The following is a 26,573-nucleotide window of genomic DNA, read 5'->3' on the forward strand; positions in this document are numbered from 1 at the left end:
TCTTCAGCACTGCGGCCAACCTTTTGCAAGGTTGGCCGCAGTGCTATCAGTGGTGTGACATCAGTCCAGCTGCCGGATCGGGCTGAAGATCTGTTCCAGCGTGCCATCCTCTACCATCTGGCGGTAAGTTTTCTGCAGCTGCCTGACCGTTACCGGCGAGGTGCCCTTGCTGACGGCCAGATAAAGATCGATGCTCAGCGGCAATGGCAACACCCGGCGAAACTGCTTGCAGCTGATGTTTTCCTTTTCGCAGTAAACCTGGATGGCAGCATCCGATACCGGTACCAGATCAATCAGCCCGCGCATCAGTTTGCGATAATTGCTGTCACTGCTATCGGCATAATCCAGTCCGCCAACCATACCGGGTTGCCATTCGACAAAGCCCTGCTTTTTCAGCCAACCGACCCGCACATCCTGCCGGATCACCCCTATGCGCAAGTCTTTTGCCTCATGCAATGCCTGCAGTTTGAGATCGTTGCGTGATGACAGCGCGTAAAACGAGATATCCGTGCGGTAGAGCTCGCCTACCCAGAAAAACAGGCTTTCCCGTTCGGGCGTTCGGGCCAGCGAATACAGCGCCACATTCGGCTGGCTCAGCGCCATCGCATAAGCCCGCGCCCAAGGGTAAGTCTGCTGCTCGCTAGTGATACCGCTGCGACGGAACAACTCGCTGACAAATTGTGGCGCCGGTCCTGACAATTTGCCATCCTTGACCATGGCCATCGGCGGCGAGTCTTCGGTCACAACCCGCATCTGGGCTTCGGCCAGTGCTGCCACTGGCAAGCAGCACCATAGCAGGGCGATAAACCAGTGTTGCATACGCCCTCCAAACCGCATTGATTGACTTGTTTTCTAGCCCATAGCCGACTGACAAACAAGGCTGTGCGAGGCCCCGGCTTGGCCTCCGTACTGCTACGGAAAGCCAGCTCGCCGTTCTGCTGCAATAATGGGGCATGATGATCCGTCCCCGCCTTCACCTGATCTGGCTATGGTTGGCCGCCAATCTGCTGGGCAATCTGCTGATCGGCCTCACTGACTGGCAGACGCAGCAGGCTCGCTTCAGTCAGGACAGCAGTATTGCCCACCGCCTGCTCAGCCAGAAAAGCGCGCAGCAAGAGGCCGTACTCGCCACATTGGCACAGCTGAATGTGCCGCCTGCCAGCCACAATCTGCTGGCCGGCCTGCAGGGCGTGATGCCGCAGCTGCAGCAACTGCATTACCTGCCACAGGAGGCAAACAGGCTGCCGCCCACCCTGCGGCACGACTGGCAACAGGCACGTCAGCAGGGCAAAACTGTAGTCCGCCCTGCCGAACGCCATCGGCTGTGGCTGATTCATCCCGGCGGCTGGGCCATGCAGATTGATGTACGCCGCTGGCTGGCCACACCTGACTGGCCTGCGGAGCTTGGCGAAGTCAGCCTGCAGTTACCCCAAGGCCAGAGCCAGCTGCTGGCGCGACCTGCGGCCAAGCTGCTGACACTGGATGCATTCGAGCTGCAAAAACCGCTACTGATAGGCGATCAGGCTTTCACCTTCCAGAGCCAGGGGCGCTATCAGCTGAGCAACTGGCCGTGGTGGCAAAGCCTGCTCTTGGCCCTGCTGAGCACGCTTGGCTTGCTGACCTGGCATCATCGTCATCAGGCAAGGCGTCAACAACAATTGGCGCAAGAACAGCTCAGGCTCGCCCACCAGCATCGTCTGGGTTCGCTGGGTGAAATGGCAGCCGGCATGGCGCACGAACTCAATCAGCCACTGACGGCCATTCTGGCCAATGTACGGGCTGCTGAGCGATTACTGGATGATGAAGACGAGCGCGACAGCGTGCGCCATGCACTGCACACCAGCGCAAGCCAGGCACGGCGCGCTGCCGATATCGTCGGCCGCCTGCGTAATATGATCGGCCAGACCGGCGCCGGCCAGATCAAGGCCATGCCGCTGGCACCTCTATTGCAAAGTCTGCTCGATCTGCAGCAACACGAACTGGCAGCCAAGGGCATTGCCATCAGCTGGCTGGATGATGTCCCGGACTGCCAGGTAATGGCCGATGCGGTCGCGCTCGAGCAGATCCTGCACAATCTGGTGCAAAACGCGGCGCAAGCCCTTGGCACTGGCGGTGGACATATCCGCCTGCACGGCAGCCGCCAAGGCAAACATTACCGATTGTGCGTCAGTGATGATGGCCCCGGCATTGCCGAGACGGTGCTGCCGCAGCTGTTCCAGCCCTTCTTTACCACCCGCGAAGGCGGCCTGGGCTTGGGGCTAAGCCTGGCCGAAACACTCGCTCATGGCATGCATGCCAGCCTGACTGCGGCCAACCTGCCAGCCGGTGGCGCCTGCTTCACTCTGACCCTGCCTTTGGCCGATGCCACGGAGCCTGCCGCACCATGAATCCTGACTCACAATCCCCGCTGATTTATTTGCTGGACGACGATGAGGCCGTGCGCGAAGCACTGGCTCTGCTACTGCGCAGTGTCGGCCTGCGCAGTCAGGGCTTTACCGATCCGCTGCAGTTTCTTGCCAGCTACAGCAGCGAGCAGATTGCCTGTCTGGTGCTGGATATCCGGATGCCTGGCATGAGCGGGCTGGATGTGCTTGATCGCCTCGTCGGCTGCGATTTGCCGGTCATCATGCTGACCGGCCATGGCAATGTCGACCTGTGCCGGCGCGCCTTCAAGAACGGGGCTTTCGAGTTCCTGCAAAAGCCGGTGGACGATGATGTATTTCTCGACAGCGTGCAAAAAGCCGTGCGTCAGCACATCGCCAGCCGTGAACGGCAAGCCGCCAGCCAGGCCGCACGGCAACGCATCGCCAAGCTATCCGGCCGCGAGCTGGATGTACTGCATGGCATTGCCGATGGTTTGAGCAACAAGGAAATCGCGCGCGAACTCGGCCTGTCACCCCGCACGGTCGAGACCTATCGCGCCAATGTGTTCAGCAAGCTTGAGGTCGATACCCTCGCCCAGCTGATCCGCCACTACCTGGCCTTGTTGCCGGAGCAGCCACCGTTGCCGTGAGGGCGACGAAGCTCGTCCCAGCCAACCCGATCCTACCTAGTCCAGATGCAGCAGCCCGGTTGCGGTCAATCCTTGTGTGTTTCGACAAGTGCCCTTGCCCTGCCAGCCCGTCATTCCTCCGTAAGACTACGGAGAGCATGGCGTAATCGACCGAATGTTGCGATGGGCCGTGTTTGCCTACCATACAGACATCACTCGCCCCACAACACACAGGAGTCTCACTATGATCCGCACCCTGATTACCACCCTACTGCTGGGCAGCGCCACTCTGGTGCAGGCCGCCCCTCTGACCGAGCGCAATGTTTCGCTGGCCGATGCACACAAGCTGGCTACCGATGCGGTTGCCCAGTGCCAGGCCAAAGGCTGGAATGTCGCCGTCAGCGTGGTTGATCGTGCCGGTAACCTGAAGGCCTTTGCGCGTGCCGACAATGCCGGTGCCCACACGATTGCCGCCAGTCAGGCCAAGGCCTATACCTCGGCTTCAGCCAAGGCTGCCACACTGGCCATGATGGAAAACGCCCAGAAGAACCCCGGCGCGGCCAACCTGAGCGATATCCCGGGCTTCCTGCTGCTGGGCGGTGGCCTGCCGCTGAAGGCTGGTAACGAAGTGATCGGTGCCATCGGTATTGGCGGTGCGCCGGGCGGTCATCTGGATGAACAGTGTGGTCAGGCCGCCATCGACGCCAATGCAGCAATGTTCAAGTAAACAGTCTGCGGCAACGGTTGGCCGCAGATACATAGCAAAAGGCCACACCGTATCGGCGTGGCCTTTTGCCTTGGCGAAAAATCAGACGCGCTTATTCAGCCAGTGCCTGCGCCAGATCCGCCAGAATATCGTCGATATCTTCGATGCCGACAGACAGGCGCAACTGACCATCGCGAATGCCAAGCGCAGCTTTTTGCTCCGGCGGCATGCCACCGTGCGACATGGTGTAGCTGTGATTGACCAGCGATTCCACCCCGCCCAGCGACTCGGCCAGCATGAATAGCTGCAGCTTGCCGGCAATACGGCTGGCCGCTGCGCGGCTGTCATCCTTCAGATAGACGGTGACGATGCCACCAAAACGGCGCATCTGCTGCTTGGCCAGCTCATGACCCGGATGTTCGGGCAAGCCCGGATAGAACACCTTTTCGATCGCCGGATGATCATTCAGCCAGGCGGCTACTTTCTCGGCGTTGTCGCAATGACGCTCCATGCGCAGGGCCAAGGTCTTGATACCACGCAGCGTCAGGAAACAGTCCTGCGGGCCTGGAACGGCACCTGCGGCATTCTGCACAAACTTGATGGCCTTGAAGAGCGCGTCGTCACTGACGGCAACGAGGCCGAGCAAGACATCCGAATGACCACCCAGATATTTGGTGGCCGAATGCACCACGATATCCGCCCCCAAAGCCAGCGGGTTTTGCAGATACGGCGTGGCAAAGGTGCTGTCGACCACGGTTTTGACGCCATGCTGACGCGCCGTTGCAGACAGTGCGGCGATGTCGACCATATTCAGCAGCGGGTTGGTTGGTGATTCCAGCCACAACAGACGTGTCTTGCTGCTGATCAGGCCATCCAGCTTCGCGGTATCTGTAAGGTCGGCAAAGGTCACGGTAATGCCCTGTGCCGCCATCACTTTGGTCAGAATACGATAGGCGCCGCCATAAAGATCGGCCACCGCAATGACTTCATCACCCGGCTGCAAAGTCGCACGCAACACGGCATCGATCGCCGCCATACCGCTGGCAAAGGCAAGGCCATGCGCAGCACCTTCTAGTGCGGCAAGGTTGGCCTCAAGCACGGCGCGGGTCGGTGTGCCGGTTCGTGCGTAGGCAAAATCCAGCGACTCGCCTACTTCGTTATGGGCAAATGCCGAAGTCTGGTAGATAGGCGGCATTACCGCACGCTGATGGCCGTGATAATCGTAACCGGCGTGTATGGCCTTGGTGGCAAACTTCATCTATTCGTCTCCGCAAATTATGACAAGGCCGGCAAGGCCGCACTCAAGGCTGGCAAGTGCCAGACTCCCAGCAGCAACAAGCCCAGCAGACAACCCGCTACATTTGCCAGCATGTCAAACCAGCAAAAACCGGACTTGTAATAGTATTTATCGAGCAATTCTTTGCCGGTACCGATCAGCATCACCAGGATGATGACCGATGTCAGCGGCAGCAATAGGGAAAACAGCAGAACCAGACCAGCACTGATGACAATATGTTTTATCTTGTCTTCCTGGCGGAAAAAATCAGCCAGTCGCATCAGTAAGCTCCGTGCCGTGTCGCCAGTACTTTGGCGGTCTTGATCAGAATCGCCAGGTCATACCAGAGATTCCAGTTTTTCACATACCAGACATCAAGCAGCAGTCTTTGCGAGTACGGCAGATGATTACGGCCACTTACCTGCCAGAGCCCGGTAATACCCGGTCGTACCGCTTCGTAGTAATAGTCGCTGGGCTCGTCCATCAAGCGTGGTCGCGGCCCGACCAGACTCATCTCGCCACGCATCACATTGAAAAGCTGCGGCAATTCGTCAAGGCTGGTCTTGCGCAAGAGACGGCCAGCGCGGGTAATGCGCGGATCGTTCTTGAGCTTGCGATAAGCCTGCCATTCGGCAGCCACTGCCGGATCGCTGGCGATCAGCTTCTCCAGCCGTGCCTCGGCATCGTGATACATGGTGCGGAACTTGAGACAGCCAAAGGCCTTGCCATCACGCCCTCGCCGCGGCTGGACAAACAGCACCTGCTCGCCATCCATCTTGATCATGACGGCGATCAATAACAGCAAAGGCGACAAAGCCAGCAACAGCAGGCTGCCCATCAGGCAATCACTGACGCGCTTGAGCAAGGCCGGAAACGGCTGCATCAGATTATTGCGCAGCCCCAGAATCAGGATGTCATGGCTGAAAAAGTGGTAAGGCCGCATCGAAACAATCGGCAGCTCCGATACCGGCGGTGCCACATGCATGCTCTTGCAGCCCTGTGACAACACGGCCATCCAGCCCGGATAGGCAGGCTCTTCTTCAGGCTCAACCGCATAAATCACATGCCAGCCCGGCAACAGCGCCAACAACTGTGCAGGCTTGGCTGCATTGAGTTGCCACACCGGCCTCGGCAAAGCGCTCTCAGGCATGGCGCTGCCATCCGTCGCAATAAAAGCCTCGATACGATAGCCCAGATTGCTTTCACTGCTGATTGCGCGGTAGGTGGAGCGTGCCAGTTCACCACAACCGATGATCACTGCCGAGCGGTACCAATGTCCGGTCTTTTGCAGCGCGTAACGAGTCAGGCCGCGCAATAGCGGCAAGGTCAGCAAGAGACTGCCAAACGAGGCCAGCCAGATGGTCTTGGAGAACTGGCTATTAGCCAGTATCACCACGGCACCGTTCAGAATTCCCATAAAGGTCACGATGCGCAACTGCTGGGCAAACTCCTCCCAGAAAGTCGAGCGTGCCGAGTAGTGTCCTTGCCGCCAGAACAGGAAAACGATGGCCACTGCAAAGCAGGCAAACATGAACAACTGGTTGCGGCCAACCTCGTGCCACCAGCGGCCACTTAGCAACCAGCTCAAGTCCAGTCGCCAGATCAGTAGCCACAGCGCCAGCATGAAGGCGGCAATGAAAGCGGCAATATCCGACAACAGGAATAATGTCCCGTTCTGCCAGCGACGGCGAACAGCTTGCTGCTGCTGTGCCGGCAATACCAGTTCAAGCATGTTCACTTCCAAGTTTCAATTTGAATCTCGCCCAGGTCGACTCGACAAGCGCCATGAAGTTTTCGCGGAAATGCTCACGCGAAAAACGTTCGGCATTTTGCCGGCAGGCCTCGGCAGTAAAACGGTCGATATTTTCTTCAAACTGCATAACGGCACGACACAGGCTTTCGCTGTTCTGCTCGCCAAAGAATACGCCGGTCGGTTTTTCGGAAGACAAGCCGCAAACCGTTTCCATCGCCCCGCCCTTGCCAAAGGCAATCACCGGCGTACCGCAGGCCTGCGCCTCGATCGGCGCAATACCAAAGTCTTCCAGCGAAGCAAAAATGAAGGCGCGTGCATTCTGCAGCAGACTCAACACCGCCGCATGCTCCTGGAAGCCCAGGATCGTCACATTCGGCGTTGCCATATTTTCCAGCCGCTGCCGCTCCGGCCCGTCACCGATAACCAGCAGGCGCTTGTCCGGCATCGCGGCAAAACTTTCGACGATGAGATCGATGCGCTTGTAAGGGACAAGGCGCGACAGGGTCACATAGTAATCCTGCTTCTCGCTACTCATCGAGAATGCATCAATCGAAACCGGCGGATAAACGGTATGAGAATCTCGCCGGTAGCATTTCTCGATCCGGCGGCCAATAAAATTGGAGTTGGCCACAAACACATCGACAGCATTGGCACTACGGACATCCCAGTTACGCATGCGAAACAAGAGATAGCGCTTCAGGTAACTGAGAAAACCGGCCCCCACATACTCCCACTGCATATCCCACGCATAGCGCAGCGGAGAGTGAACATAGCTGACATGGATCTGGTCAGGGCTGGTGATGACCCCCTTGGCCACCGCATGACTGCTCGAGATCACGATATCGAATCGCGTCAGGTCCAATTGCTCCATCGCCAGCGGCATCAGCGGCAGGTAGAGCCGGAACAGTTTTTCCGCAAATGGCAGCTTCTGGATAAATGTCGTCGTCACCGGCTTGCCTTGCAGAAAGTGCCGGTCTTTTTCCTCGACAAAATCGACAACGGCAAATACTTCGGCCTGTGGATAACAGTGCAGGATCTCTTCGATAACCCGTTCGGCACCGGCATACACCTGCAACCAATCACAGACCAAGGCAACTTTTGGGCTTCCGGACATTTAATCGCTTTCCAGCAACAACACAGCCCCGAAGGTTAATGCAAAATGCATCACCATTGGGGCTGGTTTTAAAACAACAACAGCTTAGACGTTGAACAGGAAGTTCATTACATCGCCATCCTGCACGACGTAGTCTTTACCTTCGGCACGCATCTTGCCGGCTTCCTTGGCCTTGGCTTCGCCACCGTACTGAACGAAGTCAGCAAACGAAATGGTCTGGGCACGAATGAAACCACGCTCGAAATCGGTGTGGATCACGCCGGCAGCTTGTGGCGCAGTCGCACCAACACGCACGGTCCAGGCACGCACCTCTTTCACACCGGCGGTGAAGTAAGTCTGCAGGCCCAGCAGCTTGTAACCGGCACGGATCAGACGATTAAGGCCCGGCTCTTCCAGCCCCATGGACGACAGGAACTCGACCTTGTCGGCATCATCCAACTCGGCGATTTCGCTTTCGATGGCGGCACACAGGGCAACCACCGGCGCGCCTTCGGCATCAGCCAGTGCCTTGAGTTTGTCCAGATGCGGGTTGTTGTCGAAGCCGTCTTCGGCAACGTTGGCCACATACATCGCCGGCTTGATGGTCAACAGGCACAGCGGCTTGAGCGCCAGTTTTTCTTCGTCATCCAGCTTGAAAGCGCGTACCGGCTTGCCTTCGTTCAGGTGTGGCAGCAGTTTTTCCAGCAGGGCAACCAGCTTGATGGCGTCCTTGTCACCGGCTTTGGCTTTCTTGTTCTCGCGGATGATGGCCTTTTCCACAGCAGACAGGTCGGCCAGCGCCAGCTCGGTACCGATGGTTTCCAGATCGGCAATCGGGTCGACCTTGCCGGCCACGTGCACAATATTGCCGTCTTCGAAGCAGCGCACTACGTTAACGATAGCGTCAGTTTCGCGAATATTGGCCAGGAACTGGTTGCCCAGACCTTCTCCTTTGGAGGCACCAGCAACCAGACCAGCGATATCGACGAACTCGACGATGGCTGGCTGGATTTTCTGCGGGTTGACAATCTTGGACAGCTCATCCAGACGGGTATCCGGCACTTCCACGATGCCGACGTTAGGCTCGATGGTGCAGAACGGATAGTTTGCGGCCTCGATACCGGCCTTGGTCAGGGCGTTGAACAGGGTGGACTTGCCAACATTGGGCAGACCGACGATGCCGCACTTCAGACTCATTGTAATTCCTTGCTTTTCGGGTTGGCCGGATTCCCCCGGCACGAATCGGATAATTATATCATGGACTTGCCTACTACCGGCCAGCCGCCCAATCCAGACTCGCCTGCCAGGCAGGCTGCATGGCCTGCGCGGCAAACGAGGTCAGATGCGCACTGTCGCTATACAGCAAAATGCCGTTTCGACTGCTGCGGCACAGCCCGTCCTGGCATAGCAAGGGCACAGGATCGATCAGACGTACCTGTCCAGAGTATTTAGCGGCTAGCTCGGTCAGCACTTGCATTACCTCGGCGCGCCTCGCCTCGACTCGGGCAAGGGAGTAACTGCAGCCATCGTCACCACGACGACGCACACAAGATGGCACCAGATACGGCAGCTCGGGCGATGGCGCGATGATCATCACTCGCAGCCCTAGGCTTGTCATCTGCCCAAGCTGCTTGTCCAGCGCCAGACGCAGGGTTTGCAAGGAGCCGGCAAAATCCAGCGGTGACTCGCCGACTCGCAATGTTTCTTGCGGGTTTTGTGCGTCCAGCAGCGCGATGGCGTCGAAGGTTCCCGGATCCAGCGGCTGTCGTCCCTGATAAAAACCCCAGCGCGAACTGAGGACCACCGCCTGCAAACCGGCAGCACGCAAAGCAGGCAGACTCTGTAGTACCGCCTCACTGTGTGCGGCGCATCCCGACTCCTTGCGCCCCTTCTTGACGGTATATACACCAGCCAATGGCGGGCAAGAGCCACGCTCGCGCCGCAAGGTTGCTACGTTGGCCGCAACACCATACTGGTCAAACAAGGGGCTGTAATGATCAGCATGCGAATCCCCCCATAACAGGATCGCCGGCGCCTTCCCGGCAGGGCCAACCGTACATTTGTCGACTGCGGCCAACTGGCCATCAGCCTCGGCAGCCTGACAAGATCTTGCCGGATCAGCCTGATATTTACCCGGAAACTCAAGCGCAGGCTGTCGGGATTGCGCGTATTTGCCGTATTCGACACAAGCGGATGCCAGCAACACTACCGTTAGCGACATGCCGCCCCCCAACCACAAGCTGCTGCGGCTACGGGCAAATCCCCATGGCCGGCGCTGGCGAATCGGCTGCTCGATCAGATGATAAGTCAGCCATGCCAGCAACAAGGCCAAGGCCCCACCCAGCAAAGCATCGGCAACAAGATCACGCTCTCCCAGACGCCATACCCGCCCCAAGGCCAGCAATGGCCAGTGCCACAGATACCAGCTATACGAAAGTTTGCCCAGCCAGCGCAAAGGCCCCCAGCCTAGCCCCCGATAAATCCCGCTCCCGCTGGCTGCGCCACCCAGCCACATCAGCACCGAAATGGCCAGTACCGGTGGCAAAGCCAGAAACCCGGGGAAATCGGCATTTTTCTCCAGACTGAACAGGCTCCAACCCAACACAAGCAAACTGGCGCCAGCAAGCCACTGTCGCCAGCGCATCAGCATGGCAGGCACCGGCAATAAGCCGGCAATCGCACCCAGCGCAAATTCCCAGGCACGAGCTGGCATCAGAAAGTAGGCAAGGCTCGGAGAGCTTTGCAGCAGATACAGGCCATAGCCAAAAGAGGCGATTGCCATTGCCCAGCTCGCCAGCAACAGCCTGGTCTGCAGATGCATGGCGCGACCAGTCTTGGCCAGCGCCATAAATAGCAGCGGCCACAACAGATAGAACTGTTCTTCAACCGATAGCGACCAGGTATGCAGCAGCGGCATCAGATCGACTGCAGGGTCAAAATAACCACCACTTAGCGACATGAAGTGATGGTTGGCCCACAACAAAGGCACTGCCATCGCCGACTTGCCCAGCCTCGGTAACTCCTCAGGAAACAAGACCAGCGGTGCCACCAGCATTACTGCCAGCAGGACGAACAGCAAGGCCGGCAATAATCGACGCACCCGTCGGGCAAAAAATGCAGCCAGATCCACACGGCCGCTATTTTGCAACTCCACCAGCAGCAGGCGTGAAATCAGGTAGCCCGAAATGGCAAAGAACAAATCCACACCGACAAAACCGCCAGCGAAACCCGGCACACCGATGTGAAACAGCACCACGCCAAGCACTGCCAGTGCACGCAAGCCATCAATGTCAGCCCGATATCGCAACAGTTCCGTCATTGTTTATTTCGCCACGGTATGCAGATTTTTCATTGCAATAGCCATCTCGCCGGCAATCGCCTGCGGCAATACCTGCATCGCCTTGGCCATCACATCATCAATTGCCTGCTGCTCTTCGGCGCGGGCTTTTTTCAGCACGAAATTGGCAACCTCATTGCGATCGCCCGGATGACCGATGCCGATGCGCAAACGCCAGAAGTTTGGTGAACCAAGACGCGCGATGATGTCTTTCAGGCCGTTATGACCGCCATGGCCACCACCCTGCTTGAAGCGGGCCGCACCAGGTGGCAAATCCAGTTCGTCATGCACGACCAGGATTTCTTCAGGGGCAATCTTGTAGAACTTGGCGAGCGCGGCTACCGCCTGACCCGACAGATTCATGTAGGTCATCGGCTTGAGCAGCCACAAATCCCCTGCAGCCAACGTGGCTCGAGCGGCTTCTCCAAAGAACTTGCTTTCGGCACGCAAGGCGGCCTTGTGTTGCCACGCCAATTCATCCACCAGCCAGAAACCGGCGTTGTGGCGGGTCTTTTCGTATTCGGGGCCAGGGTTTCCCAGGCCGACAATCAAGCGGATTGTGCTCATGGTCTGATCCAGCAACATGAAAAAAGCCCGCTGCAGGCAAGAGCTTGCAACGGGCCATGCCGTCAATGCCTGGGCAATGACGTCAGCAGGGGCTTACACGCGAGCGAAGTCGATGTGCAGAACCAGCTGTTTGAACGGGTGCATCTGGAAGTCAGCAACTTTAACTTGCTCTTTCTGGCCGTCGATAACCAGATCCAGAACTTCGTTGTGGAACGCTTCGTTTTTCAGCGCGTAGTACATGGTGTTGTGATCCAGGGTGATGGATACGGCTTCTTTGCCTGCACCGTAAACAACAGCCGGGGTCTGGCCAGCGCGACGCAGGCGGCGGCTCGCACCAGTACCTTCAACAGCGCGCTTGGTAGCGATAACTTCGATAGTCATGTGTATTACTCCGATTTGCCTTGCGGCAGTTTAAACTACAGTCCGGCCGCGACCAGCCGAACCGCTCATGGCAGGAGGGATCCTGCCGAAACCATGTCTTCATTGAAGAGGTAGGAAACCGACTCTTCATTGTTGATACGACGCAGTGTTTCTGCGATCAGGCCGCCTATGGAAACCACGCGGATACGCGGGCTTTGCTTGGCAGCTGCCGACAACGGAATGGTGTCGGTGATCACGACTTCGTCGATATCCGAATTGTTGATGCGATCCACAGCCTGTCCGGAGAACACGGCGTGGGTAGCATAGGCCAGAACACGCTCCGCACCACGCTCCTTCAGGGCAGAGGCAGCTTTGCACAGGGTGTTGGCAGTGTCGATCATGTCATCGACGATCAGGCAGGTACGGCCTTGAACCTCACCGATGATGTTCATGACTTCGGCAACGTTCGCCTTCGGGCGGCGCTTGTCGATGATGGCCAGATCGGTATTCAGTGCTTTGGCAACGGCACGGGCACGCACCACACCACCGACGTCCGGGCTGACTACGATCAGGTCGTCGATACGCTGCGACTTGATGTCCTTCAGCAGCACCGGGGTTGCATAGACGTTATCCACAGGCATATCGAAGAAGCCCTGGATCTGGTCGGCATGCAGATCGACGGTCAGCACGCGGTCGATACCGGCGCTGGTCAGCATATTGGCAACCAGTTTGGCGGTAATCGGCACACGGGCGGAACGTGGACGACGATCCTGACGCGCATAACCGAAATACGGAATCGCCGCAGTAATACGACCGGCCGATGCACGCTTCAGCGCGTCGGCCATGGTCAGGATTTCCATCAGATTGTCGTTGGTCGGTGCACAGGTGGACTGCAGAATGAAAACATCGCGACCACGCACGTTTTCCAGCAGTTCAACCGCCACTTCGCCATCACTGAATTTGCCGACATCGGCACGACCCAGCGAAATATCGAGGTGCTTGACCACGTTCTGTGCCAGTTCCGGATTCGCGGTACCGGTGAAGACCATCAAACTATCGTATGCAGCCATGATAAAAGAATGCCCTGATGCAGTAGATAAACAAAAAGCGTGTAAGGGAAACTTACACGCTTTTTCTTGGTTTACTCTCGTAAGCCTGGCTGAGGAGGAAGGATTCGAACCTTCGCATGCCGGAATCAAAATCCGGTGCCTTAACCAACTTGGCGACTCCCCAGTATTCTTTAAATTGTCAGGGTGGTGGCTGAGGAGGAAGGATTCGAACCTTCGCATGCCGGAATCAAAATCCGGTGCCTTAACCAGCTTGGCGACTCCCCAGTATCCCTTAACATCCCGCCTCGTCAAACATCGGATGAAACAACAAGCCCCTTGTTACAAACCCGACAAACTCTGACGACAACGACTGATATACTGTTCTAGCTTCACATTCAGTACTGCACTCCAGAAATACACAAGCACCGGAGCCAGTCATCAGCGGCGAACCCCAACTTTTCAGGGAATTCAATGCTTTACTTACCGCTGGATACATTCTTTCAACCACACTCTGCAAATCGTTTTGCGTTTGCGTCGTCGTTGATAGGGTTCGCATTTTGGAGTAAGCCAACTCCCCTGTCAACACCTTTTGTGAAAATTCTTTGAAAACCTTTACGGTCGGCACATGCACTGTTGGATGCAGTACCACATACCATGAAGCCGGCAAGTCAATAGCCGTCATTTGTTCGCCTATGCCCTGTACTCGTGCATTGCGACCAAAAATGAAGAAAGGCACATCGGCCCCCAGCTTCTCGCCAAGCTGCATCAATTGCTCGCGCGCAAGATTGCAGGCCCACAGACGATTAAGCGCCATCAGTACAGTAGCGGCATCGGACGAGCCGCCCCCCAGACCACCACCCATCGGAATCCGCTTGCTCAGGCGGATATCGACACCCGCTGCGGCCAACCCTGCGTATGGCTGCAGCAGTCTTGCCGCACGCACAGTCAGATCCTGCTCGGACGGCACATCGGGGATAGGATTGTGCAAGACCACCTGTCCATCTTCGCGTACCGCCAGCTCGACCGTGTCAGCCAGATCAATCAGGCGAAAGTCACTGTCCAGCAAGTGATAACCATCCTCGCGCTTGCCGGTAATCAGCAGATTCAGATTCAGTTTGGCCGGTGCCGGATAGGCGATAAATACAGGGTCGTTCATGGTGTCACATCAGATACGGATAAAGGTTGATACTGTTTCCAGTCAGACAGTACGAGGCGAATGGTCAGATCATCACGCACCAGCTCGAGCCGACGCGGCAGGTTTTTCTGCTCGGCATCGCGAAACAGCCTGATCTGCCAGCCCTGCTGCCAGAGCGTGCCGTCAGCATCGTAACGATAGTCAGCTTGCGGAGCAGGATGGCCACGCACCCACCAGATCAAACCCGACAGCGGCAAAGGCCAACCTAGCTGGCGCTCGGTCAGAGTTTCCACATCCGGTGCCCAGCGGGTCTGGCCGTCAGCTTGCAGATACACCCCGCCAGTCTCGCGCAGCAGGCTGGCAACCGCATTGCCCAGCGGCGTCTTGAAAATGATCGCGTCCTGCTCGGGCTTGTGTTGCCAGTCAAAACCGGCGTTATGCCCCTTGCCCTGGTAATTCACCGCCAGACGGCCGGAAACGGCAAACGGCTGATCCTGCACCTGACTGGCCAGCGGTTTTGGTGCATCGCGGACTTCACGAAAAGTCGAACATGCCGTCAGGCTACCCAGCACTACTGCCAGCCAAAACCATTTCTTCATGGCATCAAGCGCTGCATGGTTTCACGCAGGATCTTGTGTTGCGGGTCTTTCTTCAAGCCTTCCTGCCAGAGCTTTTTCGCTTCGTCACGTTGGCCGCGTTGCCACAGCACTTCGCCCAGATGAGCGGCAATTTCCGGGTCCTGCAGACGCTTGTAGGATGCCTGCAAGTGAGTGAGTGCCTGCTCGAGCTTGCCCAGCTTGAAATACACCCAGCCCAGACTATCGAGCACCATGGCATCGTCCGGCTGCTGTTTGTGCGCCTTCTCGATATAAACCAGCGCTTCCTTGTAACGCTGGGTATGCACGGTCAGCATATAACCCAGCGCATTCAGCGCGTGACCATGCTCGGGTTCGATCTGCAGGATCAAGCGCAAATCGCGCTCGGCATCGGCAATGCGCGCTTGCTGCTCGAGCAATAACGAACGGTCATACAGCATCTGCACACTGCGCGGATAACGCTGCAGCGCCTCGTCCAGCAAGGCGAGGCCCTGCTCGATGTCATTCTGCTTGCGCGCAATCTGCACCTGGGTCGCAACGACCTTGCCAGCACTGATCGCATCACTGCCCAGCGGCTTGAGATCATCAATCGCCTGCTGCCAGTTGCCCGCCTCGGCCTCCAGCTGGGCAAGGCGCAAACGGGCCAGCAGATATTCATTACCCGGCTGCACCTGCTTGTACCACTGCATCGCCAGCGTCGGTTCTTTCAATTCTTCGTTGATCTGACCCAACGTCAGGCGCAACGCATCCGGGTCGCTGTAGTTGGCCGCAAGCGATGCTTCCAGCGTCTGACGAGCCTTGGCAAAGCGGCCAAACTGCAGATGCAGCAGGCCACTCATATTCAGCAGATCGGCGTGATTAGGAAAACGCTGCAGCGCCAGATTAGTACGCTGCTCGGCCTCCGCGTAGCGCTGCTGTTCGGCATACAAGCGAATCAGCATCAGCTGCGGCTCGATACCGGCCTGTTTGCGCGCCGCCAGCTGCTGCTCGAGAAAGCCGATAGCCTGCGCGCTGTCGCTGCGACGCAGACGGTCGGCATACCAGACCACTGGCAAATCCCACACCGGTGCAATCCGGGCAAGACGGGAGAATTCTTCATTGACGGCAGCCTGATCATTCGCCTCGGCCGCCACCGCCAGGTGGGCAAAACGCGCCTCGGGCAAATCAGGGAATTTGGCGGCCAACTCGCTAAGCATATTGGCCGCGGCCTGTTTGTCTGGCTGGCGCGCCAGCAATCTGGCCAGCTGAACAAACAAGGCACCAGCGCGTTTGGGCTGGCGTTCCAGCATGTTTTCGATCAGCAGCTTGCTGTCAGCCAGCTTGCCGCTGCGCAGCAGGGCGATCAGCAATTGCTCGCGCGCCTCGTCAGCGTCAGGATCCAGTTCCACCCACAGGCCCAGCGCTTCGGACGCCTCTTTCACCTTGCCCGAGAACATGGCGAACTCGGAGGCACGCTTGGCAATACGCGGGTCGCGCGTTTCACGCGCCAGCTGCAGATAGGTATCAGCCGCGACCGAGGCGCCGCCATAACGGGCGGCCATCTCGCCGGCCAGCAGGCCATACAGCCACTCGGCAGTCAGCGCTTGACGCGGGATCTTCGGATCATTCTCCGGCTCGGGCGCAGCAGCGGCCTCTTCCGCCGCAGCCGGCTGAGTCGCAGCCTGCGAGACAGTCTTGCCATCAAGGGGGGAGTTGCCGACAGTCGCGCAAGCGGTCAGCAATAGCGGGGCCAGCAAGCTAGCCATGCGGGAAAGTGCGTTCATGCGGGGCCTAAACGTCAATTCAGGCGGGTAGAATAACACGCCATCTGCTTATGCACGCATATTGAGGAAGCCAGCATGCCCGAACTGCCAGAGGTGGAAACCACCCGCCGCGGCCTTGCCCCGACACTGGAAAACGCGACCATCGCGTCCGTCACCGTGCGCCAACCTCGCCTGCGCTGGGAGGTGCCGCCCGATCTTGCGGCCAACCTGGTTGGCCGCAGCGTGCGTGCCGTCCGGCGGCGGGCCAAATATCTGCTGGTCGATTTCGATCACGGCAGCCTGCTGATTCATCTGGGCATGTCGGGCAGCTTGCGCTTTGTCGCGCCCGACACCCCGGCCGAAAAGCATGACCATGCCGATTTCGTCCTGGGCGAACACATCCTGCGCTACCGCGACCCGCGCCGCTTTGGTGCCATCCTGTGGCAGCCGGGCGTGGCCGAGCTGCATCCGCTCTTGCAAAAACTGGGGCCGGAGCCGCTGGAAAACGGCTTTGACGGCGACACGCTGTACCAGGCCTCGCGAAGCAAACAAAGCGCGATCAAGCTCATGATCATGGACAATCACGTGGTGGTCGGCGTCGGCAATATCTACGCCAATGAATCGCTGTTCTACGCCGGCATTCATCCGGCGCGGGCAGCTGCCAGCCTCAGCCGCGAGGAATGCCAGCGTCTGGCCGCCGAAATCCGCGCCGTGCTGACGCGGGCGATTGCCGCGGGTGGCAGCACGCTGCGCGACTTCATGGATGCCAAGGGTAAGCCGGGCTACTTCCAGCAAAGCTACAAGGTGTATGGCCGCGTCGGCGAGACCTGCCACGACTGCGGCAGCCTGATCGAGGAAATCCGCCAAGGACAACGCAGCACTTGTTATTGTCCGCACTGCCAGCCGCGGTAAACTGCATGCAACAAGCCACACCTAACATCAGATGCCGGAAACACAGAAGATCACCGTGAGCAAACCGACCTCCCTGCCCGTGCGCGCGCTGCGCCTGACCCGTCTTGCCCTGCACCTCCTGCGTGGTATTGCCACCGTGGCGCGGCTGTACCCGCGGCTGTCACAGCCGGAGAAAGCGGTGATCACCCAACGCTGGTCACGCCAGCTGCTGCATATTCTGGCGATCAAGGTCAAAGTCGTCGGCGAGCCGGGCCTGATCTATCCGCCCAATACCCTGATCGTTGCCAACCATATCTCCTGGCTGGATATCTTTGCGCTGAACAGCGTCACCGTATCGCGCTTTGTTGCCAAGAAAGAGCTACGTGACTGGCCGCTGGCCGGTTTCCTGGTGAAAAGTGCCGGCACACTGTTTATCGACCGCAGCAATCGCCGCGATGCCAGTCGCGTCAACGAGCAATTGGCCGAGGCACTGAAAGACGGTGGCTGTATGGCGGTGTTTCCCGAGGCAACCACCAGCAATGGCCGCCAGCTATTGCCGTTCAAGGCCTCGCTGTTCGAGTCGGCAAGGTTGGCCGCAGCCACCGTACAGCCGATTGCCATCCGCTATCTGACGCCGGGCGGCCACTACTGTGCGGCACCAGCCTACGATGGTGATGTCACCTTCTGGCAATGCGTGCGCGCCATTCTGGCCTGTCGCGGCATGGTGGCCGAGCTCACTTATCTGCCGCCTATTGATGCCGCCGAGCAAAGCCGCCAGACCCTGTGCGCGCAGTCGTTCCTGGAAATCAGCCAGATCCTGCACGCTCGCTAAGCCCGACGACACCACGCCCCCCTCTCTGGTCGCACCTGGCGCAGTGCGACATAATATTTTTTATTAGTGCGACATAATATTTTTTATTAAAGTATTAGGGCTTTCCGCATTGCGGCTTTCCCCAATCGGGAAATTCCCAATATTCCGGCCATTCGCCAGCTCGCATGATGTGCACAGAAATCTTAAAGGCAGGTCACACCAGCCAGCACAAGGAGCATGTCATGCAACACAAGCGGTTTTACCAGAGCCTGTATTTTCAGGTCATCGTCGCCATCATTCTGGGCGTTCTGCTCGGTCACTTCATGCCGGAGACCGGTGCCAAACTGAAACCGCTGGGTGACGGCTTCATCAAGCTGGTGAAGATGATGATTGCCCCTATCATCTTCTGCACCATCGTAGTCGGCATTGCCGGCATGGAAGACATGAAAAAGGTTGGCCGCGTCGGCGGCAAGGCCTTGCTGTACTTTGAAGTGGTCACCACCCTCGCGCTGGCCATCGGCCTCGTGGTAGTGAATTACGTGCAGCCGGGTGCCGGCATGAATATCGACCCGGCCACCCTCGATACCGGCGCAATTGCCAAGTACACCGAAAAAGCCGCCGACCAGAGCACCATCGACTTCGTGATGCACATCATCCCGCAAAGCGCCGTTGGTGCCTTTGCCGATGGCGAGATCCTGCAGGTGCTGCTGTTCTCGGTGCTGTTTGGTGCCGGCCTGTCGCTGATGGGCGAACAGGGCAAACCGGTACTGGCCTTCTTTGAAAAAGTCTCGCATGTACTGTTTGCCATGATCGGCTTCATCATGAAGCTGGCACCTATCGGTGCCTTTGGCGCGATGGCCTTCACCATTGGCAAATACGGTGTTTCCAGTCTGGTGCAACTGGCCTCGCTGATGGGCACTTTCTATCTGACTTGCGTGGTATTTGTCGGTCTGGTGCTCGGTTCGATTGCCCGCGCTTGTGGCTTCAGCGTGTGGAAGCTGATCCGCTACATCAAGGAAGAACTGCTGATCGTGCTGGGCACTTCGTCGTCCGAATCCGCCCTGCCGCGCCTGATGGCCAAGCTGGAACAGCTGGGCTGCGCCAAGCCGGTAGTGGGTCTGGTGGTACCGACCGGTTACTCCTTCAATCTTGACGGCACCTCGATCTACCTGACCATGGCCGCGATCTTCATTGCCCAGGCCTGCAATATCGACCTGACCCTGACGCAAGAGCTGACCATTCTCGGCGTGCTGCTGCTGACCTCCAAAGGCGCAGCGGGCGTCACCGGCTCCGGCTTCATCACTCTGGCTGCCACGCTGGCGGTGGTGCCGGAAATCCCGGTCGCCGGTCTGGCGCTGATTCTGGGTATCGACCGCTTCATGTCCGAAGCCCGTGCGATTACCAATCTGATCGGCAATGCCGTGGCCACCGTAGTAGTTGCCAAGTGGGAAAAATCGCTGGATAGCGAGCAGATGGCACGCGAACTCGCCAACCCGACACCGATTGCCCATGGTCTGGCTGTCGAAGCGCCACACCTGAACCGCGAAGTCTCGAAAGAACTGGCCTGAGCCTTGCGGCCAACCCTAGTCGCGAATGTCAGACAAGCAAAACCCCGGCCGCAAGCCGGGGTTTTTGCATGCCGAACCACCTAGCCGCAATCAGCGCATGATCTCGCGATAGGCCTCGCATGGCAGCGAGAACACGGCGCGATCTTCCAGCCGCACCGCTGTCAGGCTGCCGCCCCACAGGCAGCCACTGTCGATAGACAGGATGTCTTCGGTCAGATGCAGACCCAGCGCCGACCAGTGGCCGCAGATGATGGGCGTATCCATGCTCTTGCGGTTGGCCGCCTCGAACCACGGCAACAGCTGCGGCGGCGCGGCATCGCGCTCACCCTTGTACGACAGATCCAGTTCGCCGTCGCGATTGATGAAGCGCATGCGCGTCATCACATTGACGATCATGCGCAGGCGATCCATGCCCTTAAGATCATCCTGCCAGCGCAGCGGCTTGTTGCCGTACAGCTTGGCAAAGAACTGGCGATGATGTTTGCCCGACAGCTCGTCCTCGACTTCCTCGGCCAGCCGCAGCGCCTTCTTGATGCTCCACTCCGGCAGCAGGCCGGCATGCACCATCGCATAGCCTTGCTCGTGAATCATCATCGGCTGGCAGCGCAGCCATTCCAGCAGAATCTTGCCGTCACCGGCATCCAGAATCGGCTGGATGGTGTCGTCGGCATGCAGCTTGCCATAGCCTTCGGACACCGCCAGCAAGTGCAGATCATGATTACCGAGCACGGTCTGCACGCAGTCCTGATGCTCGAACACCCAGCGCAGCACCTGCAGCGACTCCGGGCCGCGATTGACGAGGTCGCCGGTAAACCACAGCGTGTCCTTGCCCTTGTCAAAGCCGATCTGGCGCAACAGCGCCATCAGCGGCGTAAAGCAGCCCTGCACATCCCCAATTGCATACGTAGCCATGATTATCCTGTTCTGATTGCGGCCAACCTTGGCAAGGCTGACAGATCTTGCCGCCATGATACGGCCTGTGTGCATGACCGCAAGCCGCAACAGGCCCTACAATGCCAGCTGTTAATGAATGATTGACGACAGCCATGTCCCTGATGCAGCTAAATCCGCCGCAACGCGACGCCATCAAATATGTCGATGGCCCCTTGCTGGTGCTGGCCGGCGCCGGCTCCGGCAAGACGCGGGTGATTACCCAGAAGATCAGCCACCTGATCCGCGAATGCGGCTACAGCGCCAAGCACATCGCCGCCATCACCTTTACCAACAAGGCGGCACGCGAGATGCTGGAGCGCGTTGGCAAGCTGATGGACAGCCACGAGCTCAAAGGCATCACGGTATCGACCTTCCACTCGCTGGGCATGCAGATCCTGCGTCAGGAAGCGCCGCATCTGGGCTATAAGCCGCAGTTTTCGATCCTCGACAGCTACGACGCTGCCAAGATTGTTTCCGACATCCTCAAGACCACCCACAAGGACGAAGTGCGCAAGGTGCAGAGCCGCATTTCCTTGTGGAAGAACGATCTGATCGACGCCGACAGTGCGCTCTTGCAGGCCGACAACGAATTCGACCGCATCTGCGCGACTACCTATCAGGCTTACCAGAACACGCTGATGGCCTATCAGGCGGTGGATTTTGACGATCTGATCCGCCTGCCGGTGGCGCTGTTCCGCCAGCACCCCGAAGTACTGCTGAAATGGCAGGGGCGCTTGCGCTATCTCCTGATCGACGAATATCAGGACACCAATACCTGCCAGTATCAGCTGGTAAAACTGCTGACCGGCGTGCGCGGCCTGTTTACCGCCGTGGGGGATGACGACCAGAGTATCTACGCCTGGCGCGGTGCCAATATGGAAAACCTGCGCCTGCTGCAGCATGATTTCCCCGCGCTGAAAGTGATCAAGCTGGAGCAAAACTACCGCTCGACCGCGCGCATCCTGCGTGCGGCCAACTCGGTGATCTCCAACAATCCCAAGCTGTTCGAGAAACAGCTGTGGAGCGAGCTGGGGCTGGGCGAGCCCATCCACGCGGTGATGTGCAAGGACGAGGAGCACGAGGCCGATGTGGTGGTCAGCCGCCTGCTGGCGCACAAGTTCGAGCATCGCACCGAGTTCAAGGATTACGCGATTCTCTATCGCGGCAATTATCAGGCACGCATTTTCGAAGGCGCGCTGCGCAGCCAGCGCATTCCCTACCAGATGGCCGGCGGCCAGAGCTTTTTCGACAAGCCGGAAATCAAGGACGTGCTTGCCTATCTGCGGCTGATTGCCAACCCGGATGACGACCCGGCCTTCATCCGCGCGCTGACCACGCCCAAACGCGGCGTCGGCGCGGCCACGCTGGAAAAGCTCGGCGGTACCGCCGCCGCGATGCAGAAAAGCCTGTTTGCCGCCGCCAGCGAGCCGGGCTTTAGGGTACAGGTTGGCGATGCCCAGCTGAAGCCGCTGGAAGACTTCTGCCGCTTCATCGTCAACCTCGAATACCGTGCCACGCGCGAGGCACCGGGCGAGCTGTTGATGGAAATGCTGAAAGCCATCGGCTTCGAGGCCTGGTTATACGACAGCGAAGACAGCCCGAAAGCGGCCGAAATCAAATGGAAAAACGTGTTCGAGCTGGTGCAGTGGCTGCAGAAGAAAGGCAATGAGGACGGCAAGAACCTGATCCAGCTGACCCAGCTGATCGCGCTGATCACCATGCTGGAAGGCCGTGACGAGGGCGAGGTAGATGCGATCCACATGTCCACCCTGCATGCCTCCAAAGGCCTCGAGTATCCGCATGTGTTTCTGGTCGGCTGCGAGGAAGGCATCCTGCCGCACAGCGAATCGGTGGATAACGGCATGGTGGAAGAAGAACGCCGGCTGATGTATGTCGGCATCACCCGCGCGCAAAAGAGCCTGACGCTGACGTATTGCGTCAAACGCCGCCGCGCCGGTGAATGGCTGTTTGTCGAGCCCTCGCGTTTTATCAATGAAATCAATGGCGATGACATCCGCCATTTCGGCAAGAAGGGTGCCGAGCCGATTGTCAGCAAAACCGAAGGCAAGAGCCGGCTGGCCAGCCTGACGGCGATGCTGGGCGACAAGAGCAAGAAGCCCGAATGAACAAGGTTGGCCGCATGCGGCCAACCTTGAAAAAGCATTGTCCCTGACAAATCACAGGCAAAGAAAAAGCGCCGCAATGCGGCGCTTTTTCTTCACAGCTGACAGCGAATTACTTGGCCGAGTTGGTCAGGTAAACAACCGCTGCACGGAACTCTTCGTCAGAGCCGGAGAAACCACCTTTAGGCGGCATGGCGTTCAGACCTTTGGTCGCGATCTTCACGACTTCGTCGATGCCTGGCTGCAGGCGAGGTGCCCAGGCAGCCTTGTCGCCGAACTTCGGCGCGCCAGCTGCGCCACTGTCGTGACAGGCCATGCACACGCTCTGGTAAACCTTCTTGCCCACCACTTCCGGATCAGCCGCAGCGCCACCTTCGGCACCACCAACTGCAGGCGCAGTGAACTTGCCGCCGGCACCGTTGCCCATATAGGCAACCGCACGCTTCAGCTCGTCGTCAGTCAGGTCTGCTGCACCACCCTTGGCTGGCATGGCGTTGAAACCTTCGGTCGCATGCTTGACCAGAGTATCCCAGCCCTGGGCAATACGTGGTGCCCAGGCACCGGCATCACCGAATTTAGGGGCACCAGCAAGGCCGGCATCGTGACAGGACATACAGATACCTTTGTATACCTGCTCGCCGGTACGCATGCCCGGAGGCGCGTCGCTGGCGATGGATTCGCCAACCGGCTTCAGACGGGAAGCAACAGCCTCCTTGGTCATCACCTCGGCATTTACGTCAAAGCCACTGGTCGCCAGCTTGGCCAGCAACCAGACGGCTGCGACCAACAGCACAACGATGCCAACCAGAATGGACACAATCTGGCCTGGCGCTTTGGTTTCATTACTCATTCCAGCCTCGCTGTAAATTGTCATTCAAAAATTGGGGAAATTATACGGAAAGGGCCTGCACAAGGCAAAGGCGGCAAGTCCCGTACAGCATTTTTTTGCAGTGCCAAATTGGCGCTGGACGCTTTGCGCGGGTTTGCGCTATGATCCGCCTGCTTTTTTCCCAAGGCACCCGTAGCTCAGTTGGATAGAGTGTCAGTTTCCGAAGCTGAAGGTCACAGGTTCGATCCCTGTCGGGTGCGCCAAATCCTGCCGATTCTCCCCTGTTTTATCCTGCATCTCTTTGCGGTTTATCAAATCGCCCTTACTCCATTCGCCTACCTCTTACAGCATATTAATAATTGTTGCGCTATGCGCAACGCCTGACTTGCTGCAAGCCGATATCTCGTCGCGGTTTTTGCGAGCGGACAAACAAGGCCGTTAAGATGTCGCCTTCCTGAAAATAGGCTGGAGTCATCATGCAAGTGCAGGCCGTGAGTATGGCGCTCGACAAAATCGTGCGCTTTGACCGTTCCGGATTCATCCCCTTGTTTCTCGCTGGCCATCGGCTTGGCTGGGTGAACGCCCAGTGGCGTGAACGCCTGCTGCAACATGAGGCCGCCTTGTTCAGCGAGCGCGACGGCGCCCTGCACGCACTCGAAGACGGTGACTTCGCCAGCCGCAGCGCCATTCTGGCAGCCGCCGCCAAACGCTGGCACGATGCCGGCTGGTTTGATGGCTGGCGCAACGAGCTGTTCACCGCCTTTCTGCCTGATGGCACCCCCTGTTTCGAGATGGAACGCTCGGCGTTCCGCACGCTGGGCCTGACCAGCCGCGCCGTTCACCTCAATGGCCTGCAACGCCTGCCGGATGGCGAGGTACGCATGTGGATAGGCCGTCGCAGCCCGTTCAAGAATGTCGCGCCCAACCGGCTGGATAATCTGATGGGCGGCGGCATTGCGGCCGGCGAGTCGGTCGAGCTCGCGCTGGAGCGTGAAGCCTGGGAAGAAGCCGGCATTCCGGCCGGCAAGCTGGCGCTGCTGCCGCAACAGTCACTGCTGCTGGCGGAACGTCCGGTAGCACGCGGCCTGCATCGCGAGTGGCTGCATGTGTTTGATGTCTGGCTGGATGCCGCTGAAGTACCGCGCAATCAGGATGGCGAAGTGGCCGAACATATCCTGATGCCGCTGGCTGAGGTCGAACAACACCTGATCAACGGCCAGTTCATGAGTGATGCCGCACTGGTGGCTGCCGACTGTCTGGCCCGCCTCGGCTACTGGGGCAGCGAGCAAGCCGCCAATCAGCTGCTGGACACCGTCCGCAGCGAGGTTGGCCGCATGGTGCACGGCAGCTAGGCGACGATACGGGCGGCATTTGATACAGTAGCCTTTATTCCTTCTATATGTCTCTGTACCGCCCATGACCGCGTTTACCAGCTGTAACCCGGCGACCGGCGAAGTGAGCTTCACTCGTGCGGCCAGCCATCCCGAACAACTCCAGCAACAATTGCACACCTTGCGCAGCGCCCAGCAAGTCTGGGCGAGGCAGGACAGCGCCAGCCGCGCCCTGCAGTTGCTGGGGCTGGCCAACACCCTGACAGCCCGGCGCGAGGCGCTGGCCAGACTGGTCTCGCAGGAAGTCGGCAAGCTGGAACGCGAATGCCTGGCCGAGATCGACAAATCGGTACAGCTGATTCGCTATTACGCCGGCCTGGCCCCTACCCTGCTGGCCGACAAGGACATTCCGACCCAGGCCAGCCGCAGCGGCGTAGCCTTCGAGCCGCTAGGCCTTGTCATCGCCATCATGCCGTGGAACTACCCGGTGTGGCAGGTACTGCGCTTTGCGGTACCGGCGCTGATGGCCGGCAATGCCTGTCTGGTCAAACCTGCGCCATCGGTGCCGCAATGCACGGCGCTGCTGCAAGACTGTGTACGCGAAGCCGGCCTTGGTGATTTGCTGGATATCGCCTGGATAGACCCGGAACAGGTCGAGGAGGCGATTCGCGGCTGTGATGCCGTGGCGTTTACCGGCTCGACCACGACCGGTCGCCAGATTGCCGCTACCGCCGGCCGCCATCTGAAAAAAACCGTGCTCGAACTGGGCGGCAGCAATCCCTTCATTGTCTTGGCCGATGCCGATATCGACACCGCCGCTGCCGAAGCCGCGCACTCCCGCTTTCGCGATGCCGGCCAGAGCTGCAATGCCGCCAAGCGCATGATTGTGGTGCCTGAAATCGCCGATGCTTTCATCGCACGCTTTGTCGAACATGCGCGTGCGCTTCGTTGCGGCCAACCCTGGGCCGATGACACCACGCTGGCCCCGCTGGCGCGCGCCGACCTGCGCGAGCAGCTGCACGGCCAGGTACTGGATGCGCTCAATCAGGGCGCCAGCCTGCTGTGCGGTGGCCAGATGCCAGCCGGTGCCGGCTTCTTCTACCCGGCCACCGTACTGGATCAGGTGCATGCCGGTTGTCGTGTCTATCACGAGGAAGTGTTCGGCCCGGTAGCCAGCATCCTGCGCGCCCGCAACGAGGCCGATGCCATCCGCCTGGCCAATGACACGCCATTTGGCCTCGGTGCCAGCATTTTCAGCGCCGACAGCGAACGTGCCTGGCAGCTGGGCAAACAGATCAGTGCCGGCGCGGTGTATATCAACCGCTATACCAGCTCGGATTTGCGCCTGCCCTTCGGCGGGGTAAAAGCTTCGGGCTATGGTCGCGAGCTGTCCGAATTCGGCCTGTATGAATTTGTTAACGTAAAAACCTACTGGCAGCGCTGAACCAGCCGCCATACTGCCGGTCTGTAGCTTTTTCCTT

At 58.7% G+C, this 26,573-nt stretch carries 24 protein-coding genes and 3 tRNA genes; 10 read left to right on the top strand and 17 right to left on the bottom strand.

Annotated features, from left to right (window positions below):
• Positions 1-60 precede the first annotated feature (60 nt).
• Positions 61-819 carry a substrate-binding periplasmic protein gene (locus ACZ9W6_RS12550; RefSeq protein WP_465191501.1) on the bottom strand — a complete coding sequence of 253 codons (759 nt, stop codon included), beginning with the start codon at positions 817-819 and terminating at the stop codon, positions 61-63.
• A gap of 134 nt (positions 820-953) precedes the next feature.
• On the opposite strand from ACZ9W6_RS12550, the gene ACZ9W6_RS12555 reads away from it, so the two are divergent.
• The 3 genes from ACZ9W6_RS12555 (at position 954) to ACZ9W6_RS12565 (ending at position 3,719) form a co-directional block, all read left to right on the top strand.
• Positions 954-2,387, top strand: coding sequence for a sensor histidine kinase (locus tag ACZ9W6_RS12555; protein WP_465191502.1), 1,434 nt, complete (start codon positions 954-956; stop codon positions 2,385-2,387).
• Positions 2,384-3,013 (top strand): response regulator transcription factor, encoded by a 630-nt coding sequence (locus ACZ9W6_RS12560; RefSeq protein ID WP_465191503.1) that lies wholly within the window; start codon positions 2,384-2,386, stop codon positions 3,011-3,013. The genes ACZ9W6_RS12555 and ACZ9W6_RS12560 overlap by 4 nt, the downstream gene beginning before the upstream one ends.
• 223 nt (positions 3,014-3,236) lie before the next feature.
• Positions 3,237-3,719 carry a GlcG/HbpS family heme-binding protein gene (locus ACZ9W6_RS12565; RefSeq protein WP_465191504.1) on the top strand — a complete coding sequence of 161 codons (483 nt, stop codon included), beginning with the start codon at positions 3,237-3,239 and terminating at the stop codon, positions 3,717-3,719.
• Between the two features lie 91 nt (positions 3,720-3,810).
• Here the strand turns inward: ACZ9W6_RS12565 and ACZ9W6_RS12570 are convergent, their stop codons facing one another.
• From ACZ9W6_RS12570 to ACZ9W6_RS12635, 14 genes are all read right to left on the bottom strand, one after another.
• Positions 3,811-4,956 (bottom strand): trans-sulfuration enzyme family protein, encoded by a 1,146-nt coding sequence (locus ACZ9W6_RS12570; RefSeq protein WP_465191505.1) that lies wholly within the window; start codon positions 4,954-4,956, stop codon positions 3,811-3,813.
• Between the two features lie 17 nt (positions 4,957-4,973).
• Positions 4,974-5,255, bottom strand: coding sequence for a hypothetical protein (locus ACZ9W6_RS12575; protein ID WP_465191506.1), 282 nt, complete (start codon positions 5,253-5,255; stop codon positions 4,974-4,976).
• Entirely contained in the window at positions 5,255-6,706 is a 1,452-nt protein-coding gene (wbaP, locus tag ACZ9W6_RS12580; protein ID WP_465191507.1) for an undecaprenyl-phosphate galactose phosphotransferase WbaP, read from the bottom strand. The genes ACZ9W6_RS12575 and wbaP overlap by 1 nt, the downstream gene beginning before the upstream one ends.
• A complete protein-coding gene (locus ACZ9W6_RS12585) occupies positions 6,699-7,841 on the bottom strand; it encodes a glycosyltransferase family 4 protein (RefSeq protein WP_465191508.1) in 1,143 nt (380 codons plus the stop codon). Before ACZ9W6_RS12585 ends, wbaP begins: the two co-directional genes overlap by 8 nt.
• Positions 7,842-7,925: 84 nt before the next feature.
• Positions 7,926-9,017, bottom strand: coding sequence for a redox-regulated ATPase YchF (gene ychF / locus ACZ9W6_RS12590; protein ID WP_465191509.1), 1,092 nt, complete (start codon positions 9,015-9,017; stop codon positions 7,926-7,928).
• 73 nt (positions 9,018-9,090) lie between these two features.
• Positions 9,091-11,139, bottom strand: a complete 2,049-nt coding sequence (locus tag ACZ9W6_RS12595) for an acyltransferase family protein (protein WP_465191510.1) — start codon at positions 11,137-11,139, stop codon at positions 9,091-9,093.
• 3 nt (positions 11,140-11,142) lie between these two features.
• Entirely contained in the window at positions 11,143-11,724 is a 582-nt protein-coding gene (gene pth, locus ACZ9W6_RS12600; protein WP_465191511.1) for an aminoacyl-tRNA hydrolase, read from the bottom strand.
• A gap of 93 nt (positions 11,725-11,817) precedes the next feature.
• Positions 11,818-12,105: a 50S ribosomal protein L25 gene (gene rplY, locus ACZ9W6_RS12605; RefSeq protein WP_465191512.1), complete on the bottom strand. Its 288-nt coding sequence runs from the start codon at positions 12,103-12,105 to the stop codon at positions 11,818-11,820.
• Positions 12,106-12,170: 65 nt separating this feature from the next.
• Positions 12,171-13,154, bottom strand: a complete 984-nt coding sequence (locus ACZ9W6_RS12610; RefSeq protein WP_465191513.1) for a ribose-phosphate pyrophosphokinase — start codon at positions 13,152-13,154, stop codon at positions 12,171-12,173.
• 86 nt (positions 13,155-13,240) lie between these two features.
• Positions 13,241-13,317, bottom strand: a tRNA-Gln gene (locus tag ACZ9W6_RS12615).
• Between the two features lie 24 nt (positions 13,318-13,341).
• Positions 13,342-13,418, bottom strand: a tRNA-Gln gene (locus tag ACZ9W6_RS12620).
• 7 nt (positions 13,419-13,425) lie between these two features.
• On the bottom strand, positions 13,426-14,289 hold the full coding sequence (gene ispE, locus ACZ9W6_RS12625; protein WP_465191514.1) for a 4-(cytidine 5'-diphospho)-2-C-methyl-D-erythritol kinase: 864 nt from the start codon (positions 14,287-14,289) through the stop codon (positions 13,426-13,428).
• Positions 14,286-14,867, bottom strand: a complete 582-nt coding sequence (gene lolB / locus ACZ9W6_RS12630) for a lipoprotein insertase outer membrane protein LolB (RefSeq protein ID WP_465191515.1) — start codon at positions 14,865-14,867, stop codon at positions 14,286-14,288. Before lolB ends, ispE begins: the two co-directional genes overlap by 4 nt.
• Positions 14,864-16,627 carry a tetratricopeptide repeat protein gene (locus ACZ9W6_RS12635; protein ID WP_465191516.1) on the bottom strand — a complete coding sequence of 588 codons (1,764 nt, stop codon included), beginning with the start codon at positions 16,625-16,627 and terminating at the stop codon, positions 14,864-14,866. Before ACZ9W6_RS12635 ends, lolB begins: the two co-directional genes overlap by 4 nt.
• Before the next feature lie 75 nt (positions 16,628-16,702).
• Here ACZ9W6_RS12635 and mutM point away from each other — a divergent pair, with 75 nt between their 5' ends.
• From mutM to ACZ9W6_RS12650, 3 genes are all read left to right on the top strand, one after another.
• Positions 16,703-17,518: a bifunctional DNA-formamidopyrimidine glycosylase/DNA-(apurinic or apyrimidinic site) lyase gene (gene mutM, locus ACZ9W6_RS12640; RefSeq protein ID WP_465191517.1), complete on the top strand. Its 816-nt coding sequence runs from the start codon at positions 16,703-16,705 to the stop codon at positions 17,516-17,518.
• Between the two features lie 55 nt (positions 17,519-17,573).
• Positions 17,574-18,329: a lysophospholipid acyltransferase family protein gene (locus ACZ9W6_RS12645; RefSeq protein WP_465191518.1), complete on the top strand. Its 756-nt coding sequence runs from the start codon at positions 17,574-17,576 to the stop codon at positions 18,327-18,329.
• Positions 18,330-18,550: 221 nt separating this feature from the next.
• Complete coding sequence (locus ACZ9W6_RS12650) at positions 18,551-19,876, top strand: dicarboxylate/amino acid:cation symporter (protein WP_465191519.1); 1,326 nt, start codon at positions 18,551-18,553, stop codon at positions 19,874-19,876.
• Positions 19,877-19,966: 90 nt separating this feature from the next.
• Here the strand turns inward: ACZ9W6_RS12650 and ACZ9W6_RS12655 are convergent, their stop codons facing one another.
• Positions 19,967-20,788, bottom strand: a complete 822-nt coding sequence (locus tag ACZ9W6_RS12655; RefSeq protein WP_465191520.1) for a symmetrical bis(5'-nucleosyl)-tetraphosphatase — start codon at positions 20,786-20,788, stop codon at positions 19,967-19,969.
• A gap of 143 nt (positions 20,789-20,931) precedes the next feature.
• On the opposite strand from ACZ9W6_RS12655, the gene ACZ9W6_RS12660 reads away from it, so the two are divergent.
• Positions 20,932-22,935: a UvrD-helicase domain-containing protein gene (locus tag ACZ9W6_RS12660; RefSeq protein WP_465191654.1), complete on the top strand. Its 2,004-nt coding sequence runs from the start codon at positions 20,932-20,934 to the stop codon at positions 22,933-22,935.
• Between the two features lie 109 nt (positions 22,936-23,044).
• Here ACZ9W6_RS12660 and ACZ9W6_RS12665 read toward each other — a convergent pair whose 3' ends face one another.
• Positions 23,045-23,782, bottom strand: coding sequence for a c-type cytochrome (locus tag ACZ9W6_RS12665; protein ID WP_465191521.1), 738 nt, complete (start codon positions 23,780-23,782; stop codon positions 23,045-23,047).
• A 165-nt stretch (positions 23,783-23,947) separates the two neighbouring features.
• Between ACZ9W6_RS12665 and ACZ9W6_RS12670 the strand changes: the two genes are divergently transcribed.
• The 3 genes from ACZ9W6_RS12670 to ACZ9W6_RS12680 all read left to right on the top strand — a co-directional run bounded on the left by ACZ9W6_RS12670 (position 23,948) and on the right by ACZ9W6_RS12680 (position 26,536).
• A tRNA-Arg gene (locus ACZ9W6_RS12670) sits at positions 23,948-24,024 on the top strand.
• Positions 24,025-24,237: 213 nt separating this feature from the next.
• On the top strand, positions 24,238-25,113 hold the full coding sequence (locus ACZ9W6_RS12675; protein ID WP_465191522.1) for an NUDIX hydrolase: 876 nt from the start codon (positions 24,238-24,240) through the stop codon (positions 25,111-25,113).
• Positions 25,114-25,177: 64 nt separating this feature from the next.
• Positions 25,178-26,536 carry an aldehyde dehydrogenase family protein gene (locus tag ACZ9W6_RS12680; RefSeq protein WP_465191523.1) on the top strand — a complete coding sequence of 453 codons (1,359 nt, stop codon included), beginning with the start codon at positions 25,178-25,180 and terminating at the stop codon, positions 26,534-26,536.
• The last annotated feature ends 37 nt before the right edge of the window (positions 26,537-26,573 follow it).

Source organism: Vogesella lacus (assembly GCF_979366295.1).

Excerpts from the sequence above, each read along its gene's own strand:
- wbaP (WP_465191507.1), bottom strand. The coding sequence starts at position 6,706 with ATGCTTGAACTGGTATTGCCGGCACAGCAGCAGCAAGCTGTTCGCCGT.
- ACZ9W6_RS12675 (WP_465191522.1), top strand. The coding sequence starts at position 24,238 with ATGCAAGTGCAGGCCGTGAGTATGGCGCTCGACAAAATCGTGCGCTTT.
- ispE (WP_465191514.1), bottom strand. The coding sequence starts at position 14,289 with ATGAACGACCCTGTATTTATCGCCTATCCGGCACCGGCCAAACTGAAT.
- pth (WP_465191511.1), bottom strand. The coding sequence starts at position 11,724 with ATGAGCACAATCCGCTTGATTGTCGGCCTGGGAAACCCTGGCCCCGAA.
- ychF (WP_465191509.1), bottom strand. The coding sequence starts at position 9,017 with ATGAGTCTGAAGTGCGGCATCGTCGGTCTGCCCAATGTTGGCAAGTCC.
- ACZ9W6_RS12560 (WP_465191503.1), top strand. The coding sequence starts at position 2,384 with ATGAATCCTGACTCACAATCCCCGCTGATTTATTTGCTGGACGACGAT.
- rplY (WP_465191512.1), bottom strand. The coding sequence starts at position 12,105 with ATGACTATCGAAGTTATCGCTACCAAGCGCGCTGTTGAAGGTACTGGT.
- ACZ9W6_RS12595 (WP_465191510.1), bottom strand. The coding sequence starts at position 11,139 with ATGACGGAACTGTTGCGATATCGGGCTGACATTGATGGCTTGCGTGCA.
- ACZ9W6_RS12610 (WP_465191513.1), bottom strand. The coding sequence starts at position 13,154 with ATGGCTGCATACGATAGTTTGATGGTCTTCACCGGTACCGCGAATCCG.
- ACZ9W6_RS12660 (WP_465191654.1), top strand. The coding sequence starts at position 20,932 with ATGCAGCTAAATCCGCCGCAACGCGACGCCATCAAATATGTCGATGGC.
- lolB (WP_465191515.1), bottom strand. The coding sequence starts at position 14,867 with ATGAAGAAATGGTTTTGGCTGGCAGTAGTGCTGGGTAGCCTGACGGCA.
- ACZ9W6_RS12680 (WP_465191523.1), top strand. The coding sequence starts at position 25,178 with ATGACCGCGTTTACCAGCTGTAACCCGGCGACCGGCGAAGTGAGCTTC.
- ACZ9W6_RS12585 (WP_465191508.1), bottom strand. The coding sequence starts at position 7,841 with ATGTCCGGAAGCCCAAAAGTTGCCTTGGTCTGTGATTGGTTGCAGGTG.
- ACZ9W6_RS12570 (WP_465191505.1), bottom strand. The coding sequence starts at position 4,956 with ATGAAGTTTGCCACCAAGGCCATACACGCCGGTTACGATTATCACGGC.
- ACZ9W6_RS12650 (WP_465191519.1), top strand. The coding sequence starts at position 18,551 with ATGCAACACAAGCGGTTTTACCAGAGCCTGTATTTTCAGGTCATCGTC.
- ACZ9W6_RS12655 (WP_465191520.1), bottom strand. The coding sequence starts at position 20,788 with ATGGCTACGTATGCAATTGGGGATGTGCAGGGCTGCTTTACGCCGCTG.
- mutM (WP_465191517.1), top strand. The coding sequence starts at position 16,703 with ATGCCCGAACTGCCAGAGGTGGAAACCACCCGCCGCGGCCTTGCCCCG.
- ACZ9W6_RS12550 (WP_465191501.1), bottom strand. The coding sequence starts at position 819 with ATGCAACACTGGTTTATCGCCCTGCTATGGTGCTGCTTGCCAGTGGCA.
- ACZ9W6_RS12635 (WP_465191516.1), bottom strand. The coding sequence starts at position 16,627 with ATGAACGCACTTTCCCGCATGGCTAGCTTGCTGGCCCCGCTATTGCTG.
- ACZ9W6_RS12565 (WP_465191504.1), top strand. The coding sequence starts at position 3,237 with ATGATCCGCACCCTGATTACCACCCTACTGCTGGGCAGCGCCACTCTG.
- ACZ9W6_RS12575 (WP_465191506.1), bottom strand. The coding sequence starts at position 5,255 with ATGCGACTGGCTGATTTTTTCCGCCAGGAAGACAAGATAAAACATATT.
- ACZ9W6_RS12665 (WP_465191521.1), bottom strand. The coding sequence starts at position 23,782 with ATGAGTAATGAAACCAAAGCGCCAGGCCAGATTGTGTCCATTCTGGTT.
- ACZ9W6_RS12555 (WP_465191502.1), top strand. The coding sequence starts at position 954 with ATGATGATCCGTCCCCGCCTTCACCTGATCTGGCTATGGTTGGCCGCC.